This is a genomic window from Pseudoalteromonas sp. SR44-5 (assembly GCF_014163675.1).
Taxonomy (GTDB): domain Bacteria; phylum Pseudomonadota; class Gammaproteobacteria; order Enterobacterales; family Alteromonadaceae; genus Pseudoalteromonas; species Pseudoalteromonas rhizosphaerae.
In genome coordinates, this window is sequence record NZ_JACJDT010000004.1 from 54,965 (window position 1) to 74,528 (window position 19,564).

At 38.7% G+C, this 19,564-nt stretch carries 12 protein-coding genes and 7 tRNA genes; all 19 read left to right on the top strand.

Going from position 1 to position 19,564, the window contains the following annotated elements; genetic code table 11:
* The first annotated feature begins 7 nt into the window (after positions 1–7).
* The 19 genes from H5154_RS03245 to H5154_RS03335 all read left to right on the top strand — a co-directional run bounded on the left by H5154_RS03245 (position 8) and on the right by H5154_RS03335 (position 19,533).
* Positions 8–83: transfer RNA gene (locus tag H5154_RS03245), tRNA-Lys, on the top strand.
* Between the two features lie 71 nt (positions 84–154).
* Positions 155–230 (top strand) — tRNA-Lys (locus H5154_RS03250).
* A gap of 71 nt (positions 231–301) precedes the next feature.
* Positions 302–377: transfer RNA gene (locus tag H5154_RS03255), tRNA-Lys, on the top strand.
* Between the two features lie 72 nt (positions 378–449).
* Positions 450–525 (top strand) — tRNA-Lys (locus tag H5154_RS03260).
* A 71-nt stretch (positions 526–596) separates the two neighbouring features.
* Positions 597–672: transfer RNA gene (locus H5154_RS03265), tRNA-Lys, on the top strand.
* A 71-nt stretch (positions 673–743) separates the two neighbouring features.
* Positions 744–819: transfer RNA gene (locus H5154_RS03270), tRNA-Lys, on the top strand.
* A gap of 207 nt (positions 820–1,026) precedes the next feature.
* Positions 1,027–2,067, top strand: a complete 1,041-nt coding sequence (gene nadA / locus H5154_RS03275) for a quinolinate synthase NadA (RefSeq protein ID WP_145233099.1) — start codon at positions 1,027–1,029, stop codon at positions 2,065–2,067.
* A gap of 148 nt (positions 2,068–2,215) precedes the next feature.
* Positions 2,216–2,305: transfer RNA gene (locus tag H5154_RS03280), tRNA-Ser, on the top strand.
* A 175-nt stretch (positions 2,306–2,480) separates the two neighbouring features.
* Positions 2,481–3,617: a CRISPR-associated ring nuclease Csm6 gene (csm6, locus tag H5154_RS03285; protein ID WP_182717373.1), complete on the top strand. Its 1,137-nt coding sequence runs from the start codon at positions 2,481–2,483 to the stop codon at positions 3,615–3,617.
* Positions 3,618–3,687: 70 nt separating this feature from the next.
* Complete coding sequence (locus H5154_RS03290; protein ID WP_182717374.1) at positions 3,688–7,128, top strand: DEAD/DEAH box helicase family protein; 3,441 nt, start codon at positions 3,688–3,690, stop codon at positions 7,126–7,128.
* Positions 7,129–8,103, top strand: a complete 975-nt coding sequence (gene rhuM / locus H5154_RS03295; RefSeq protein ID WP_182717375.1) for a RhuM family protein — start codon at positions 7,129–7,131, stop codon at positions 8,101–8,103.
* Between the two features lie 135 nt (positions 8,104–8,238).
* Positions 8,239–9,819 (top strand): class I SAM-dependent DNA methyltransferase, encoded by a 1,581-nt coding sequence (locus H5154_RS03300; RefSeq protein WP_182717376.1) that lies wholly within the window; start codon positions 8,239–8,241, stop codon positions 9,817–9,819.
* Positions 9,816–10,982, top strand: a complete 1,167-nt coding sequence (locus H5154_RS24020; protein WP_182717377.1) for a restriction endonuclease subunit S — start codon at positions 9,816–9,818, stop codon at positions 10,980–10,982. Before H5154_RS03300 ends, H5154_RS24020 begins: the two co-directional genes overlap by 4 nt.
* 121 nt (positions 10,983–11,103) lie before the next feature.
* Positions 11,104–11,538, top strand: coding sequence for a hypothetical protein (locus H5154_RS03310; protein WP_182717378.1), 435 nt, complete (start codon positions 11,104–11,106; stop codon positions 11,536–11,538).
* Positions 11,539–11,679: 141 nt separating this feature from the next.
* Entirely contained in the window at positions 11,680–12,156 is a 477-nt protein-coding gene (locus H5154_RS03315; protein WP_182717379.1) for a hypothetical protein, read from the top strand.
* A gap of 32 nt (positions 12,157–12,188) precedes the next feature.
* Positions 12,189–12,887: an amino acid adenylation gene (locus tag H5154_RS03320; protein ID WP_259398444.1), complete on the top strand. Its 699-nt coding sequence runs from the start codon at positions 12,189–12,191 to the stop codon at positions 12,885–12,887.
* A 101-nt stretch (positions 12,888–12,988) separates the two neighbouring features.
* Complete coding sequence (locus H5154_RS03325) at positions 12,989–15,844, top strand: molecular chaperone DnaK (RefSeq protein WP_182717380.1); 2,856 nt, start codon at positions 12,989–12,991, stop codon at positions 15,842–15,844.
* A 17-nt stretch (positions 15,845–15,861) separates the two neighbouring features.
* The gene (locus H5154_RS03330) at positions 15,862–16,500 is read left to right on the top strand and encodes a hypothetical protein (RefSeq protein ID WP_182717381.1); all 639 of its coding nucleotides are present in this window, start codon (positions 15,862–15,864) and stop codon (positions 16,498–16,500) included.
* Between the two features lie 42 nt (positions 16,501–16,542).
* On the top strand, positions 16,543–19,533 hold the full coding sequence (locus tag H5154_RS03335; RefSeq protein ID WP_182717382.1) for an ATP-binding protein: 2,991 nt from the start codon (positions 16,543–16,545) through the stop codon (positions 19,531–19,533).
* Positions 19,534–19,564 lie beyond the last annotated feature (31 nt).

The window sequence follows — 19,564 nt, forward strand, 5'->3', positions numbered from 1 at the left end:
TCAGAGCGGGTCATTAGCTCAGTTGGTAGAGCAGTGGACTTTTAATCCATTGGTCGATGGTTCAAGTCCATCATGACCCACCATTCTTTATTCGTTGAATAGTAGAGTGGTTATAATCGGCGGATTTACGTACCGTGCTTAGGCACACCAGAGCGGGTCATTAGCTCAGTTGGTAGAGCAGTGGACTTTTAATCCATTGGTCGATGGTTCAAGTCCATCATGACCCACCATTCTTTATTCGTAGAATAGTAGAGTGGTTATAATTGGCGGATTCACGCAACGTGCTTAGGCACACCAGAGCGGGTCATTAGCTCAGTTGGTAGAGCAGTGGACTTTTAATCCATTGGTCGATGGTTCAAGTCCATCATGACCCACCATTCTTTGTTCGTTGAATAATAGGGTGGTTTATAATCGGCGGATTTACGCAGCGTGCTTAGGCAAATCAGAGCGGGTCATTAGCTCAGTTGGTAGAGCAGTGGACTTTTAATCCATTGGTCGATGGTTCAAGTCCATCATGACCCACCATTCTTTATTCGTAAAATAGTAGAGTGGTTATAATCGGCGGATTTACGCAGCGTGCTTAGGCACATCAGAGCGGGTCATTAGCTCAGTTGGTAGAGCAGTGGACTTTTAATCCATTGGTCGATGGTTCAAGTCCATCATGACCCACCATTCTTTATTCGTTGAATAGTAGAGTGGTTATAATCGGCGGATCTACGCAGCGTGCTTAGGCACATCAGAGCGGGTCATTAGCTCAGTTGGTAGAGCAGTGGACTTTTAATCCATTGGTCGATGGTTCAAGTCCATCATGACCCACCATTCTGGTTTATTCAATTTCAGTTTACCTGACTCCCAGTTAGTAAATTCATATCGCTTCATATAAAAAGCAAAAAATACTTACATAATCATCGTCAAGCTAAATATAATTGCGTTAATCAAATTGCTTTGCTCACCATTACTGTTATTTAGTTTTATATTCTCGTATAATCCGCCCCATAATTGCACTGTAGATTAAGTGGTCGAGAAATGAATTTAGCTCAAACTATTATGCCTGAAGGTTATATCTTTCCTCCTAAACCAGCTCCATTGAATAATGATGAGCAGGCGCAATACAAAGCACGTATCAAACAATTATTGATTGATAAAAATGCCGTATTGGTTGCCCATTATTATACTGATCCTGAAATTCAAGCGCTTGCAGAAGAAACCGGTGGTTGTGTTGCTGATTCGCTAGAAATGGCTCGCTTTGGTGCTAAGCACGATGCCGACATGATTATCGTTGCCGGTGTACGTTTTATGGGTGAAACAGCAAAAATACTGACACCGAATAAAACCGTGGTTATGCCAACACTAGAAGCAACCTGTTCGCTTGATATTGGTTGCCCAATTGATGAGTTCTCTGCGTTTTGTGATCAGCACCCTGATCGTAAAGTAGTTGTATACGCAAATACATCAACTGCCGTTAAAGCTCGCGCTGATTGGATTGTTACCTCATCGTGTGCCCTTGAGATTGTTGAGCACCTAGATGAAATGGGTGAAAAAATCATTTGGGGCCCAGATAAACATTTAGGTGCCTATATTCAAAAGAATACTGGCGCTGATATGATCATGTGGAATGGCGCATGTATCGTGCATGACGAATTTAAAACCAAAGCGTTAAAAGACATGAAAGCGCTGTACCCTGATGCTGGCGTTTTGGTTCATCCAGAATCACCAGCAGAAATTGTAGCGTTAGCTGATGCAGTAGGTTCAACCAGTCAATTGATCAAAGCTGCACAAACTATGAGCAATCAAAAGTTTATTGTTGCCACTGATCGCGGCATTTTTTATAAAATGCAGCAGTTATGCCCTGATAAAGAATTTGTTGCCGCACCAACGGCTGGCGAAGGCGCAACCTGTAAGAGTTGTGCGCACTGCCCGTGGATGGCAATGAACGGCCTCAAAGCGATTGAGGAAGCGTTATTAGATGCAACTGGCAAAGAAGTGTTTGTAGATATGGACCTTCGTGAAGGCGCACTCAAGTCGCTTAATCGGATGCTCGACTTCTCAGCGTCACTCCAACGCTAAACCAAGTTATAAAGATAAGGCCGCTGATACTGCTATCAGCGGCCTTTTTTGTTTGTTTACTAGGCAGTTAACAGGCAAAAGGGAAAAACACCTTGCACCGCCGCGTGCTATTTCATACTATTACGCCGCGTTATACATTAACGCCTGCGGTGAGGTGGCTGAGTGGCTGAAGGCGCACGCCTGGAAAGTGTGTTTAGGTTAATCCCTAACGAGGGTTCGAATCCCTCCCTCCCCGCCATTATTCTATATTAGGACGCCTCATGGCGTCCTTTTTTGTGCTTATCAATAAAGCTTCTAATTTTATATATCAATACGCCCCCCTTTATCTAGTAACTTAATTCATTGAACTCAAACAAGTTCCATTCAGTTACAAATTTGGCTATGATGCTAAATATTCAACAAAAGGATTCTTGATGAAACATATCCTACTAATAGTTACTGGTGCAAGCCCTCAAGTATTAACTGAGACGCTTTACGCTCTTCATCAGCAGGGTAAGCCGATACCCGAAGAGATTTTTGTTATAACTACAAAAAGCACAAAGGCTATGCTTACTGATGGACTATTTAAGCAAGGTCACTTAGCTAAATTAATAGCAGACTACCAACTTCCCAATATTAAACTTCCCGATGAAAATATATGGCTAATAGAAGACAACAAAGGCCAACCTATTGATGATGCAAAATCTGAAATAGAACAAACTTATATGGCTGATTTTATTACCCGTAAAGTATTTGAGCTTACTAATAAAAATAACATTAGTATTCATGCCTCAATCGCGGGTGGGCGGAAAACCATGGCGTTTTATTTAGGTTATGCAATGTCATTATTAGGGGGCGAGCAAGATTCACTCAGCCACGTATTTGTAAACGACGAGTTTGAATTTGTAAGAGACTTTTACTACCCAACACCATACAACCACATGATCGACGGTAAAAATGGCAAACAAGTTAACTGTAAAAATGCCCAAGTTACACTTGCCGAAATACCATTTGTACGTATGCGCCAATCAATCGACGAAACCCTCATTACGAATATGCAAAGTGCCTCGTTTAGCCAAACAGTAGCAAGTTTAAACTCAGCACATAAAAAAGATTTAGCTCTTGAAGTAAATGCTAAGGCAAAAACACTTACCTTTGCAGGGGTAGAAATTAAACTTACCGCCAAAGAATGCGCCTTTTATTTATGGTTAAACAAATATAGTCAAAGTGGAAAAACTGGCTTAATTGTTGACCGTAACTTTGAAGAAACATTGAGGTACAGCAAAGAGTATCTAACGCATTTACAGCAAAATAGCAGTGATTTACGTATATTCCGTGATACGTTTGGCGTAGAACCAGAAGACTTTAGAGATGGTTTACACAGTAATTTAAAAGTAATGGAAAAAACGTTTGTACAGCAAACACGCAGCCGGATAAACAATAAAATAAAAAATTTGTTACCCAACGAGCTTGCTAAAAAAATAGCGATTGACTCTAATAACCAAAGTTTTGAAACAAGCTACTGGTTAAGTGCAGTAACACATAACATAAAAATAAATATAACGGCTTAAACTTCACAAGCTTGCAAATGCATAAAAATAAATAAGTTTGGTAAATTAGTTTATAAGGAAGTAACGAAGAATGAAGCAATCAATGAACTTTGAACACATTAAGCAACAATGGCCAGAACTACACCAGTTAGCCGCTTTTGCAGAGGAGTATGCGATTACCGATCCGCAAAGCTCATTGGTTAAATTACGTTGCTTTGCCGAAAAAGTCGTAGGCTTCATTTATAAAGAGCTCTGTTTACCTGCCAACCCTAATTCGACTTTTCAAGATAAACTCATTGCTGACAACTTTAAATCAGCAGTACCACAACAAATACAAGATAAACTGCATGCTATACGTAAAAGCGGTAACAGAGCAGCGCACGAAGGCAAAGTAAGTCAGCAAGAAGCGGTATGGATTTTAAAAGAAACTTACTTTATTTCTTGTTATCTTTATATGGCTTTTGCCAATGGCGATCAAAAAGACTTACCAGAATTCACTGCACCCGAACTTACTCAATTAACTAACCAAACAGATGCCGCTTTTGCAAAACAAAATAAGCAACTATCAAAACAGCTAGAAGAAAATAAACTTCGCTTAAAACAAGCGTTAAATGAATTAGAAGCCGCTCAGCAAGCGCAGCAATTGGCTCAAAAAGAAGCGGCCAAACTTAAAAGTGTTATTGATCAAAATAAACTCACTGAATTGCAAACAAATAATAGTGCAATTACATCTAGCTTTAACTTTAATGAAGACGAAACCCGCAAACGAATTATCGATTTAGACTTACGCGCAGCAGGGTGGCATGTTGCACTTGATGATGTTTCTACCGATGAAGTCGGCAAAGAAGTAAAGGTAAATGAGCAACCAACGCCAACAGGCACTGGCTACATAGATTACGTTTTATGGGATGACGACGGAAAGCCACTTGCTGTAATAGAAGCCAAACGCGCCCGTGAAAACATCGAAAAAGGCCGTGAGCAAGCAACGCTTTATGCCAACGCGCTCGAAAAACAATTTGGTCAACGCCCTGTTATTTTTTATTCAAACGGCTGGGATATAAAAATCCTAGATGATGCGCAAGGCTATAATAGCCGTGGATTATACGGTTACTATTCAAAAGATTCCCTGCAGTACTTAATAAAGCAGCGCACGCTGAAAAAAGATCTAAACACCACGCCAATAGATACCGCAGTAGCAGGGCGTTTGTATCAAATGGAAACCATAACCCGTGTTTGTGAGCGCTTTAGCGACAAACACCGCAAAGCGCTTATTGTGCAAGCAACCGGCACAGGTAAAACACGCGTATCTATTGCGCTTGCTAAGCGTTTACTTGATGCGGGTTGGGCAAAGCGCGTACTGTTTTTATGTGACCGAAAAGAGCTACGTAAACAAGCGGGTAATGCCTTTACCGAACACACTAAAGAGCCAGTACACATTGTAGGAAAAAGCGCTAAAAATACCGCAGCGAGTGCGCGCGTATTTATTGCGACTTACCCAGGCATGCTGCGCATAATGAACAAGTACGACGTAGGCTACTTTGACCTGATCGTGGCTGATGAATCGCACCGCTCAATTTACAATATTTATGGCGATATTTTTAAATACTTTGACGCGCTAGAAGTGGGCTTAACCGCCACGCCGGTAGAAATGGTATCGCGCTCAACCTGTGATTTGTTTAGCTGTGATTACAAAATGCCAACAGCCAATTACCCACTTGAAGACGCCATAGAGCAAGGCAACTTAGTCCCCTATAAAATTGTAAGTTACACCACACAGTTTTTACGTGAAGGCATTAAAAAAGACAACCTAACCGATGAACAAATAGCCCAACTAGAAGAGCAAGGGATTGATCCTAACGAGCTCGACTTTGACGCAAAACAAATAGACGAAGCCATTAAAAATAAAGACACCAACAGGCTAATACTACGCAACTTAATGGAAAAATGCCTGCGCGATAAAGACGGCCAGCTACCTGGTAAAACTATTATATTTGCCCGTAACATAGCCCACGCCGAATTAATGGCGCAGTTATTTAGTGAACTTTACCCGCAGCATGGTGCTAATTTTTGCCGCGTAATTCACTCAAAGTACGAACGCGCCGAAGAGCTAATAGACGACTTTAAATCAAGCGACGAAAACAGCGTACGCATTGCCGTATCGGTCGATATGCTCGACACCGGCATAGACGTACCTGAATGTGTAAACCTTGTATTTGCAAAACCCATAAAATCAAAAGTAAAATTTTGGCAAATGATTGGCCGTGGCACACGCTTATGCGAAAACTTATATGGCCCAGGCAAGCACAAAACCCACTTTTTAATATTCGACCACTGGGCTAACTTTGAATACTTTGACGAAAACCCAGAAGAAGAAGACGTAAAACAAGCTAAATCTCTACTGCAAAAACTATTTGAAGCGCGGGTAACCCTTGCCCAAACCGCCCTTAAAAAAGCCAATATGGATGTGTTTGACCAAACAATTAAATTAATTCACGGCGATATTTGTTTACTGCCAATGGAATCAATATCAGTACGCGAGAACTGGCAAGTGGTCGAAACCTATAAAGATCTAAAACGCCTTAATCAATTTGCGCCCAACACAGCCAGCGACTTACTCGAAAAAGTAGCGCCGCTTATGCAGTGGCGTAACATCATGGGGCAAAGTGAAGCGTATAAATTTGATTCTGAGCTAACCACTATTCAAACGCTGTTACTTACTGATGCAAACCAAATTGATTTAGCTAAACAAAGTGTAATGAACAAGGTTGAGTCGCTACAAATGCACTTAAACGAAGTGCGTAGCAAAGCACCTGCAATAGCAGAAATACAAACAGAGCAATATTGGCAGTATTTAACCCATGTAGCGCTTGAGCAAAGCCGCATTAATTTACGCAGTATTATACACCTGCGTACTAAAGATATAGCACCGCCACCCACTGCTTTTATACTTGATATAACCGAAGACACCAACCAAATACACGAAGCCGACAGGCTGACAAAAATAGTCTCTATTGATTATCAAATATACCGCCAAGAGGTTGAAAAAACACTTACCCCGTTATTTGAAACCGACAGCGTACTGAAAAAAATTCGCAGTGGCGAACCAGTAACCGAAGCTGACTTAGCGCAATTAAGCTCGTTAGTGCATACGCAAAACCCAAGTGTAGATTTAAATACATTAAAAGAGTTTTTTCCCGAATCAACCGCGACGCTCGACAAAATATTGCGTACCATAGTCGGCATGGATAAAAACGCCATAGAACAAAGTTTCACTACCTTTGTGCAGCAAATACATACTCACGTAAACTCTAAACAACAGCGCTTTATTGGTATGCTAAAAAACCATTTAATTCGCCACGGCTCTATCGAAATAGCCCAGCTTTACGATGCACCTTTTACCCAAATACACGACATGGGGCTAGACGGCATATTTAGCCAGCAACAAGCCGACGTAATCGAACAATTTATTAAGCAGTTTGATGTAGAATTGGGTGATAAAAATCAATCTGTTGAAAAAGAGGTGAGGCTGTAAATGGTCAATCAAGTAGAAGTGTTTCAATCTGATGATGGTGCCTTACAATTATCAGTTTCATTAAAGAACGAGTCAGTATGGCTTACTCAAGCAGATATGGCAGTATTGTTTGATAAAAACAAACGTACAGTGTCTGAACATATTCGTAATATTTTTAAAGATGAAGAGTTAATAGAAGAGGCAGTTGTCCGGAATTTCCGGACAACTGCCTCAGATGGTAAAAGTTATACTGTAAGCCATTATAATCTCGACGTTATTATATCAGTGGGCTATCGCGTTAAATCTAAAAATGGGGTGCGCTTTCGCCAATGGGCGACTAAAACGTTAAAGCAGCACTTATTAAAAGGCTACACCTTAAACCAAGAGCGACTAGCGCAAAACGCAACAGAGCTTAATAACGCATTACAACTCGTTAAACGTATTGCTGTTTTGCCACAAAACAGTGAGTTTGGAGCAGGGCTTGTAGATATAATTGCCAGTTACACGCAAACCTTCTTATGGCTACAACAGTATGATGAAGGACTGCTTAATTCACCAAAAGGGGAGTTAGGCGGCGCACTTACACCACTTAATGATGTAAAAATCGCGATTGATCAGCTTAAGCAAAACCTTATAATCAAAGGTGAAGCCACCAAGTTATTTGCACAAGAGCGTAACAACGGCCTAAATGCAATTTGGGGCGCGTTAGATCAAAGTGTATTTGGTGAGCCTGCCTACCCAAGCATAGAAAGTAAGGCGGCTCATTTATTATATTTTGTTGTAAAAAACCACCCATTTAGTGATGGCAATAAACGCACCGCAGCGTTTTTGTTTGTCGATTTTTTAAATCGTAATCAACGGCTGCTAAATGAGCATTACCAACCCGTAATAAACGACACAGGGTTAGCGGCCATTACCTTGCTAGTGGCAGAGTCAAACCCAAAAGAAAAAGACACCATTATTCGCTTAATCGAAAATTTATTAAGCCAAACTTAAATAGCATAAAACGCAGGTCGGATAAGCCAAAGCGCCATCCGACGATGTTGGATAAGCCAGAGCATCATTCAACAATGCCATATAAAAAATTAATTAACACAATGAGCGCAATAAACCGCTCACACTAGGAAAACTATGATAACCGGACCTTTAAAAAGTAAAATCGACAAACTATGGGAAGAATTTTGGACAGGCGGCATCACTAACCCGCTAACCGTAGTAGAGCAAATTACTTTTTTAATGTACGCCCGTATGCTCGACATGAACGAGCAAGCCGACGAAAAACGCAGCGCACGCACTAAGCAGCCATTTAACCGCCGCTTTAACGACGCCGAACAACACATTCGTTGGCAAAACCTGCGCCATTTAGGCGCAGAAGAGTTATACAAACTAGTTAAAGATGAGCTGTTTCCGTACTTTTCAAAAACCTCAGGCGACGTATCGCCAGAAGGCGCGGTATTTAACGAGTTTATGAAAGACGCGCAATTGATGATTCAAAAGCAAAGCTTATTGGTAAAAGCCGTTGAAATGGTCAACGATCTCCCGCTGGAAAACTCAGACACCAAAGGCGATTTATACGAATACTTGCTTAGCAAACTCACCACCGCAGGTATTAACGGCCAATTTAGAACGCCGCGCCATATTATACGCGCCATGGTCGAAATGATGGATCCAGATGTAACCAGCCAAATATGCGACCCATCAACCGGCACTGGTGGCTTTTTGTCGGTAAGTTACGAATACCTATTACAAAAATACACCTCAGCCGAGGGCATCGACCGCGAACCTGTGTTTGATGTAGATGGCAACGTACAATGTGATGATAGCGGCAAACCGCTTGAAAACTTACTTTACTCAGGCGATTTAATAACCCCAGAGCAGCGCAGCCACATAGATGCTGACATGTTCAACGGCTTTGATTTTGACGCCACCATGCTACGCGTAGCCGCTATGAACCTAGTAATGCACGGTATTAAACAACCGGGCATTCATTATCAAGATACCCTAAGCCAAAACTTTAAAGAGCATTACCCGCAAAAAGCCAAAGAAGGGTACGACATAATACTCGCCAACCCGCCATTTAAAGGCAGCCTAGACGAAGAAGACGTATGCCCCGAGTTATTACGTAAAGTAAAAACTAAAAAAACCGAGCTGCTATTTGTTGCCCTTATTGAGCGCATGTTAAAAGTAGGCGGGCAATCTGCGACTATCGTGCCCGACGGCGTATTATTTGGCTCATCAAAAGCGCACGTACAACTGCGCCAAATGCTGGTGGATAACAACCAGCTAGAAGCGGTAATTTCACTACCAAGTGGCGTGTTTAAACCCTACGCCGGTGTATCAACCGCTATATTAATTTTTACCAAAGGTGGCAGCACCGACCATGTATGGTTTTATGACGTACAAGCCGACGGTTTTAGCTTGGATGACAAACGCACGCCAATAAAAGCAAACGATTTACCAAGCTTAATCAGCGAATTTAAAGCGCGCGATAAAGCTCAGGCAACAAGCGATAGCAATGATAAAACTCAAAAGGCCTTTTGGGTAAGTAAAGATGACATAGCCAGCAATAAATACGACCTTTCAATCAACCGCTACAAAAAAGTGGTGTACGAAGAAGAAAGCTACGATCCGCCAAAAGAGATTTTAGGTAAATTAGTGAGCTTAGAAAATGAAATACTGGCTGATTTAAAAGAGCTGGAGGGTATGCTGTGAGTTGGCCTTTAGCTAAATTTAAGGATGTTGCTCAAATTGTTACTGGCTCGACTCCAAAAAAAGTTGATGGTAACTATAACGGTACAGTGCCTTTTGTGACACCAGGAGATTTAGGCTCTAACGCCCTGATATCGAATGCGAAAGTAACCGTTACAGAGAAAGGTGCTAAGTCAGGTAGGCTCTTACCCAAAGGTTCAGTAATGGTGTGTTGTATTGGTGCAACTATAGGGAAAGTAGGAATAGCTGAGCGCGATGTAATTTCAAATCAACAAATCAATAGTTTAATTTTTGATGAATTGCAGGTTTATCCTAAATATGGCTATTACTTTTGTTTAACTATCAAGCCTTTATTGTTGAATCGCTCAAGCTCTACAACAATGCCTATCGTAAATAAGAGCAATTTTTCAGAGTTTGAAATCCCACTACCGCCACTACACGAGCAAAAACGAATCGCCGCGATTTTAAATAAAGCTGACACCATCCGCCGCAAACGCCAACAAGCCATCAAACTCGCCGACGACTTCCTCCGCAGCGTATTCCTAGATATGTTCGGCGATCCTGTTACAAATCCGAAGGGGTGGGAATTGAGATCTCTCGCCTCTTTGTGCCGAAAAATTACAGATGGCACTCATCACTCACCACCTATAGTTGAAAAAGGCTTCCCTTACGTAACAGCAAAACATTTGAAGAAAACAGGGTTAGAGTTTCATGCTAAACCTTGGTACGTGTCGGAAGAAGAACATAAAAAAATATTCTCTAGGTGCAACCCTGAAAAAAATGATGTTCTCTATATTAAAGATGGTGCAACGACGGGCCTTGCAGCAATAAATGAATATGACTTTGAGTTCAGTATGCTTTCCAGTTTGGCTCTCTTAAAGCCAAATTTTGAATTAGTTAACTCAGAGTTTTTATGTATGTTTTTGAATCATCCAAGAACAAAATTAGTTTTAACTGCGAATATGGCAGGCGCAGCTATTACAAGGCTCACATTAGCGAAAATCAAAGATGTAAAAGTTCCTTTACCTGATATAAATACTCAAGAAAAGTTCAAAGAAGTATATATTTCTGTAAGGGCTATTTTGAATAAGGTCAAAGCAAGTGATGGATTGAGTGAGCAAGAATTTAACTCACTAAGCCAAAAAGCCTTTGCAGGCCAGCTATAACGCTATTTATAAAAATAAGAACAAGGATGTTAAATGACCGAACGTAAATTAAATAAAAACAAAAATGAGACCAAGCATTTAAAACAAACCGCTTATTTAGCATGGAAAGGATAAATAAAAAATGCAGGCACAAGTAAAACGCATGAACGAAGTGGGCGATACGGTGTTTTTAACACCCACGCCATTACTTAGCTATGATAAGTTGGTGTTAAAAAGTTTAGGCTCAAACACCTATCGGGGTTTTCATCGTAAAAATAATAATTGCTTAGGCGCATCACATACCTTTAGAGATGTGTTAACCAAAAAGAAGGATTATTTAATATACGCACTAAATAATCTCACCTCTGAAATAGAGTTAAACGAGCTTGTAAACGAGTTATGTAGTGAGCTTAAAATTGAACTGAGTAAAAACATTAAACCTTCACAGTTGCAGTTGTTTAATAAAGTACGAAAGCCCGTAGATATTGTATTTGAGCACTTTGTAGCAATGGGTGAAGACTTTGCACCAGCAAGAAAAACCGCCACACCATGGCTATTTTTATCTGGTTTGAAATAAGCGTTTTGAAAGCAACGGCACAAACTTATTTTTAACCAATCTAAGCAAAAATCGCTAAGAATTAGATGTAATAGTTAAAGTAAATTAGCTATTTTATGGTTTAGATCTTCAGCTATATTAATACATTAAAAGGAATTTTTTATGGGGTTAGCAATAGCATTGTTTGTTATTTATGTCGGTTTTAAGCTGATGTCTAAGAACATGAGGACATTAAATAGTATTCTTATAATCGCATTTATAGCTTATATGCTTTACATGAAGTTTGGTGCCAATGGTGAAATTGGTTTCTATGAGCTGAAAAATTTTACGACTTTTATAAGTTTAGGTATTGGTTTATTTAGTTTAGGTTTGATTCTTGGGCTGTTACGGTTTTTTTCAAGTGATGAGGCGTCCTATGAAAACCGAAAAGGTAAACTTTTTAAATTCTTAATTAAATGGGGTGCTATTTATATATGCTTCACTTTAATTTTTAGATTATTTTTGGTAGTAGTTTTGGATCTTGAATGGGATGCTACCTGGTTATTTGCTAAATTCTACGGTACAAATGCCTTTCTAGTTTCTTTATTTATTTACTATTTCTGGTTTAGAACGAAGACTAGTTCTATTAACGAACAGTAAATGAAATACTTATTTTTAAAATTGATAAATTTATGAAAATCCAGTTTTGCGCCTCAAACGCGCTTAATAAATACCTAAAGGCCGATTTATCTCGCTTACCACATGAGCCAGGTAAACAAGCTGGGGTAAATACACTCATAAGCGATAGTAATTGTTTTAACTGGCAATTACAGATAATTGATAACAGCTATAAATCTCGTGAAAAAACAATCATTGTTTGTGAAGCGAATAGCCGTTTTACGTTTTTTATACCGGTTAGTTTAAAGCTAACACAAGAGGAATTAACTCAGAGCTTAGCGTATGAATGGCAATTAATAATGGCACAAACGCTTGAGGTATATCAGCTTATTCCACGCAGCGATATTGCCGTGTTACTAAGTGACTTATCAAACATAGAATTTCCCCCGCACTGCGTTAAAAATACCGATTTAAGCATAAGCGGCCATATTAGCGACGCTGCAATGTGGGTTACCCAAACACTAGAGGAAGAGGGGTTTTATGAACTACCGAATAAGCTTGCTATTGAACTTGCGGTTTACTTAAATACTCAGCCTAAACGAATTACTAATAAAGTAACTGGTCGTAAAGAGAAGTTTATACCCATAGAGCGGTTATTGAGTTATTGGCAATCGCTTATTAATGAAAAGCAACGCGTGGAGGATTCACCAAATTCTAAAACTAACTTAATTAAGTTTCCACAAGCTTGTGAAATGAAATGTCGAAAGAAATAAGAGTATGATTAAAGAGTTAGTTAGATGTTAGGCCTTAAAAGGTACTCAATTTAAACTACTTTAACAAGCTAATACAGCATAAAAGCTAGACTGGAAGAATTATGGATACAGAAAGAATAACGCAATGGAATTTATCGAATAAAGAAGCGCAACAATTTGGTATTGACGCTTGCTTTGATAAGATGGTTATAGGTTTAGATGAAACAATTCAAAGAGAGATAGTTTCTTTTGTCAATGATTTAACAGTTACAAGTCAAAGTACACCATTAGTTAACGCACTTAATCATTGCTTTAATGATGTGAAAAGTGAATTTAATGCCGCTCGATGGGTGAGTTTCGAAGGTGAAATTTACTTTGATAAACATGCCAAAGGATTTTGGATGTTATCTATAGATAAAATTAACTCTTTTAAAAATGATAATAAGCCGAAGAGCGACATATATTCTGGTATTACCGTAACTTCTATGGATGATAAAGCGTTTGAATCAGGTACGCTTAATGACGATATAATCGAAATTATAAACTCAGTTTTACAAGATGAGTTTAATGAATGGGGTATTCCTGACCGTAATACACTTAGACAATTAACAAACTTATCAACAGCACCATTTGATATTTGTGATGGACATTTCTTTTTAACAGATTCTTATTTGTATAATTTAAAAGGTAAAGCTCAAGCTTTTAATTGCGCAAGACATCAGATGGCAAATACTACTTATGGATACTGTCTGCCGTATTCACCTCAACTCGACATATCTGAGCTCGGCAATAAAGGGTTATTTATTAATGCCATCTACAGTGGTTTTGTACCTGAAAAAATTAAAGACAATGAGCTATATAAAGCGTTAGTTGTTGCATTGAATTACAAAAATAAAGCTGCAATTAAAGGATTGGAAGATAAGACTGAGATCTTAAATCAGTTAATTACCCAAAAGATTACCAGCACTTTACTGCTGGAAGACTACATTCGTGCTGATATAGCGCCTTATCATTCAAAAATGCTGGAAGATACAGATCTTGGTCACTGGTCTTTATGGACTGATGAGTTGGAAAATACGCATGAGCAAAGTATTCATTTACCAATTCCTATGGTTGCTCGCGACCCAAAATCGAGTATTAACGATGGGGTAGTAGCAATCGACTTTGGCACAAAAAGTACGGTTGTGGTGTACCAAAAAGACAATGTGAATATTCACCCTATGCGGGTTGGTACTGGAGACTTACGAAAAGATATAAAAGCGTATCACTATGAAAACCCGACTATTATGGAATTTAATGATCTTGAACAGTTTATTCATGACTACCAAGCTAAAGATAATAAACCTTATACTCGCTGGCAAGATTTGACCATTTCACATACGGCACAAAATGCGATGCATGGTTGTGATTCCAGTCATTTTAATACCTTCTTAGGTGAGATAAAGCAGTGGGCGGGTGACAAAAATAGAAAACTCAAAATTGTTGGGAAAGAGGGAAAAGTTATTGACCTACCTGCTTTTTTAGAGATTGGTGAGAATGATTTTAACCCCATTGAAATTTATGCCTATTATCTTGGCTTGTACATTAATAATCAAAATAATGGTATCTACCTTGATTATATTCTCTCTTTTCCTGTTACCTACGAGATGCCTATTCGTGACAAAATTATTGAAAGCTTTGAAAAAGGCATACAAAAGTCATTGCCGGCTGAATTGGGTGAAGAACAATTAGACCAATTAACCGTTACTAAGGGAGCCAGTGAGCCTGCCGCTTATGCATTAGTTGCACTTCTGGCCTTTGATTTTGATCCCTGTGATGATGAACGTGTATTTTACAGTGTGTTTGATTTTGGTGGCGGTACCACTGATTTTGACTTTGGTATTTTCAGAGAGGCCAATGGTAAGAAAGAGCGCCGTTTCGATTATGTGATTGAACACTTTGGTGCCGGCGGTGATAGATTCTTAGGTGGGGAAAACCTACTTGAACTGCTTGCTTTTGAAATATTTAAAAAAAATCAAACCGCGTTACTTGCTAAAGGAATTCAGTTTGAAAAACACCCAGAAAAAGATTTTTTTGCAGGGAGTGAACAGTTATTGAGTACCTCTCAAGAAGCCAAGATAAATACTAAAACGCTATGTGAAATGTTACGTCCATTTTGGCAAGGGGAGTCAGAAACATGCCTAGACCTGTCACAAGGCTCATTGTCTATTAATTTAACCGATGTAAATTCAGTGGTGCATACGGCTTTTGAGCTTGATGTTAGTGAAGATGAACTAAATACAATTTTATATGAGCGTATTGAACGCGGTGTGGTCAACTTTTTTAATGCTCTGCGTCTCGCATTTAGTCATAGTAAACTGCCTTTGCAAGATATTGATAGCATTAAAATTTTCTTGGCGGGTAACTCCAGTAAATCTCATTTTGTGAGAGAGATTTTTGATAAACAAATCACTTTACAACATGAAGAAATGCAGCATGCAGCAGATGAAAATAGTCGTTTTGAACTGTATGCTCCGCTTGGTGCAGAGATAGATGATGTTGAAAAACCAACGGGAAAAACTGGGGTGGCGTTTGGTCTAATAGAGTCTCGCGAGGGCGGAAGGATTAAGGTTATTGATCATAACATTACTGAAGATGAAATTCGTTTTAAGTATTACTTGGGTGAAAGTCGCAAAAATCAATTTAAAGCGATTGTTGATAGAGAGATAAAATTCAATCAATGGTTTGAGTTTATCGATGCGAGTGTTGCTAAATTTGAGGTTTTTTACACCGAACAGCCTAGAGCAAGTACCGGAAAAATGTCTATCAATGACAGTGCAGTCAAAAAGGTTGGCAAAAAGCTTGATGTGACAGATGACGATGCAATGGTTTACCTTCGTGTTATTTCACCAACTCAAATTGAATATGTGGTCGCGTATGAAGATGCCATTGCTAACGACGACTATTTAAATGAAATTCAATTAATCGAACTAATGTAAATTATTAAGGAGTTATTATGTTACCTATTATTGCAACAACCCCTTCTCTTTTGACAACGATAACAAATATCGCTGCCACCATTGGCCCTACAATTGTCAAACATGCGCCAATGTTATTAGAAACGGCAGGTAAACACTTACCACAAATAATAAAAACAGTGGAAACTGTTGCGACTATTTTAAATATTATTAGTCCTAGTGAGCGCGCTGAAGACCTAGGTGCTAAAGCAATGAGTACAGACAAAAAACCAGAGGACTTTGATAAGTTTAATGATTATATCGATTATCTTCGTGATGAAGTGAAAGTTGATAAAACGTCATTAAGTGAAGAGCCTGAGGATGTTATGGCGCGCCAAATAATTGGTACATCGCTACTTCTCAAGGGCACCAGTGAAACACTTGGTACAGAATTAACTTTGCCTTTTATAAAAACGGTTAGTGTGTTTGGTTTAAATGCAAGTTTAATTGTAGAAGTAGTAAACGCTTACGGAAATAGTGGTTTAAATCTTGATGATTTTGAACACTACATTGCTAAAACACTGCCTATTAATCAATTAGATAAACATAGTGATGCTCTTGTTATCGCTTATCAAAACTCAGATGCAAAGCTGAGTTTAGAGCAAGCTGAAGATGCGGTAATGGATTTAGCGTTATAAACGCTAATTGTTAAAACCTTTGGATTCGAAATAAGATAAAGCATGAAAAAGTCATTGATTGAACAACTAAAAAACATTGATTCACAAACTGTTATGTCATCAGCACTTCAAAAAACAGAGCTGTTATCTAATTATGAATTTTCTCTTTACCATATTAAAGAGCTTACTTTTGATGATGACTCTCCTCGAAAAGAGGCTTTTGAAAATGTTTTAAACTCATTAAGTATTGAAGGAATCATATTTGTTTATCTGTTAATCGGCGATAAAAATGGTATTTCATTTTATTTTGGTATCGCAAAAGATAAGCAGTATAACAAAGCGTTAGCACTCGATGTTGATGATATCGGCCAGGCTATTTTAAAACCTGCCTTAGAGGGTAACTTTAGGGGCAGTGTTGTTGAAAAACTGGATAAAAAACAGCGTATGGCGGTGAAAGAGGCATTAACTAATTTCAAAAATGTTGGCAAACTCGAAGGAGTACCTAGTGTTAATGAGGATAATGAAGAGTTTCAGGGCGTTGATCGTTTAGTTGATGTGATGAGTGGCGACGAGTTCTGTTTAGCGATAGTGGCAGATCCTTTATCGCTACCCGAAATAATAACCATTGAAAACCAGTTACATACTATTTACGATAAGTTAGCTCCTCTCTCAAAACAGAGCATCCAAACGGGAGAAAACAAGTCGCAAACGACGGGGAAAAGCGAAGGAACTAACAGTTCTAAAACAACGGGCACTAGTGATAGCTTGAATATCACTACCAATACAGGAAACAGTGATAGTATCACTAAAGGAACAAGTGAAGGTACAAGCAGTAGTGGTTCAAGCAGTGGCAGTAATAAAGGATCTAGCAAAAGCCGCACAGAAGGCACTTCATCAGGACGCTCTGAGGCTAAAACTAAAGGGACATCTATCTCCAATGCCACCGGCAATAATATAGGCACTAATTCCTCTGAGCAAACGGGTAACTCAAACAGTAGTACACGCGAGTTTAGCGATAAAAATGTTCAAGAGTGGCTAACTTATATTGATGAAGTGCTATTAAAAAGAGTTCAGTATGGTAAAAATAAAGGTTTATACCTTGCTAATATTTACCTCTTCTCAAGCTCCAAAGGTGCGGTTTTAAAACTCGGTAATACCGCTCGTGCTTTGTTTGCTGGTGGGGAAATAAATAAGTCACCATTAACATTTAAAGAAGTATCAGATGCACAAGAGATACAGTCCATTCAAAACTTTCAGTTTCCTAAGTTGAAAAACACGGGTAAAAAACAGATTGAATCGACAGAAAGTAGTGATAAACAACTTAATCTTTTGCTTTCAAAAAGCCCATTTGACGGTATGTTAGGGAGTTGGCTTTCTACCAACGAGTTAAGCGTAGTAGCTGGTTTACCTCAAAAAGAGGTAGTAGGTTTAACTCTTAAAGAAGAGGTGGAATTTGGTCTGAATGTGAACCAAAAGACTGCCGAAGAGAATAAACTATTTTTAGGTAGCCTAGTGAAAAGTGGGTTGCCATTAACGATTGATGTTCACATTGATAAGAATGATCTAGATAAACATACCTTCATCGCAGGAGTGACTGGCAGTGGTAAAACAACTACATGTCAGCGCTTATTAGAGTCATCTAAAATGCCATTTTTAGTCATTGAACCCGCTAAAACAGAGTATCGAGTTCTCACCAAAAAAAATAAAGAAATTCTTATATTCACACTTGGCAATGATAGTGTGGCGCCCTTTAGATTAAACCCATTTGAATTCTTCCCACATGAAAATATTACCTCTCGTGTAGATATGATTAAAGCGAGCATTGAGTCTGCTTTCGATATGGAAGCAGCTATACCACAGTTGATCGAAGCTGCGATATATCAATGTTACGAGGTGAAAGGCTGGAATATAGCTACTTCAAAAAACAAGTTATACGAAAACCCGTTCGCAGATGGTGTTTATGCTTTTCCTACATTAACTGATTTGATTAAAATGACTGAAAAAGTTGTAGAAGAACAGGGATTCGATGATAGATTAAAACAAGATTATATAGGCTCTATTAAAGCACGCTTACAAGGTTTGTTAATTGGGGCCAAAGGATTAATGCTTGATACTGCCAGATCAATTGATTTTAAAGATTTGGCAACAAAAAATGTCATTTTAGAACTGGAAGAAATTCGAAATCCAAGTGAAAAATCGCTGATCATGGGCTTTATTTTAACTAACTTAAACGAAGCTATTCGTGCAAATTATGAGGATTTTAGGAAGCGTGGGGATAAATTTAAACATATTACACTAATAGAAGAAGCACACCGCCTATTATCAAAATACGAACCGGGTGATAGCCAAAATAAAAAGCAAGGTGTTGAAGCTTTTGCAGATATGTTAGCAGAGGTACGTAAGTATGGTGAAGCACTGATTATTGTGGATCAAATTCCCAATAAGTTGACCCCTGAAGTATTAAAAAATACCAATACAAAAATTATCCATAAGTTATTTGCCAAAGATGATAAAGAAGCGGTGGGTAACACTATGGCCCTTAATGATGAGCAGAAAGATTTCTTATCTAACCTTGAGCCTGGCCGAGTTATTCTATCTACAACAGGCATTAACAAGCCGTTACAGGTGCAAATTAAAGAGTTAATCAGTACAACAACTGAAGAAGACGTAAGTCCTGATGAGATTCGTGAGATTGCGCTAAGTTATTATGGAAAAAATTATAAGCGTGGTTTGATTCAAGGTTTGGAATTCTTTAGTGAAAGACCTTCTAATGATATAGTCGAAAAATTTATTACAACTAATGTGGTGGAGTGTTGGCTTACAACTGTTCAAGGTAAGTTAGCAGATGAAAATTTGATCCATGTTTTACATGAATATAAAAAAGAATTTGTTTTAAATGTAATTTTAATTACTTGTTACAGAAGTGTAAGTAGTGAGGACTATACGTTCATAAAAGAGAGGTTAAGTCAGTATTTAGATGATTTAATTAGAGATGCTAAAGCTAGATTGACGTGTAGGTATTTTGAAGCATTTAAGAAAGGTATTTTGAAGTGATAAAAAACAAGTAAATTTTATATCTAACTTA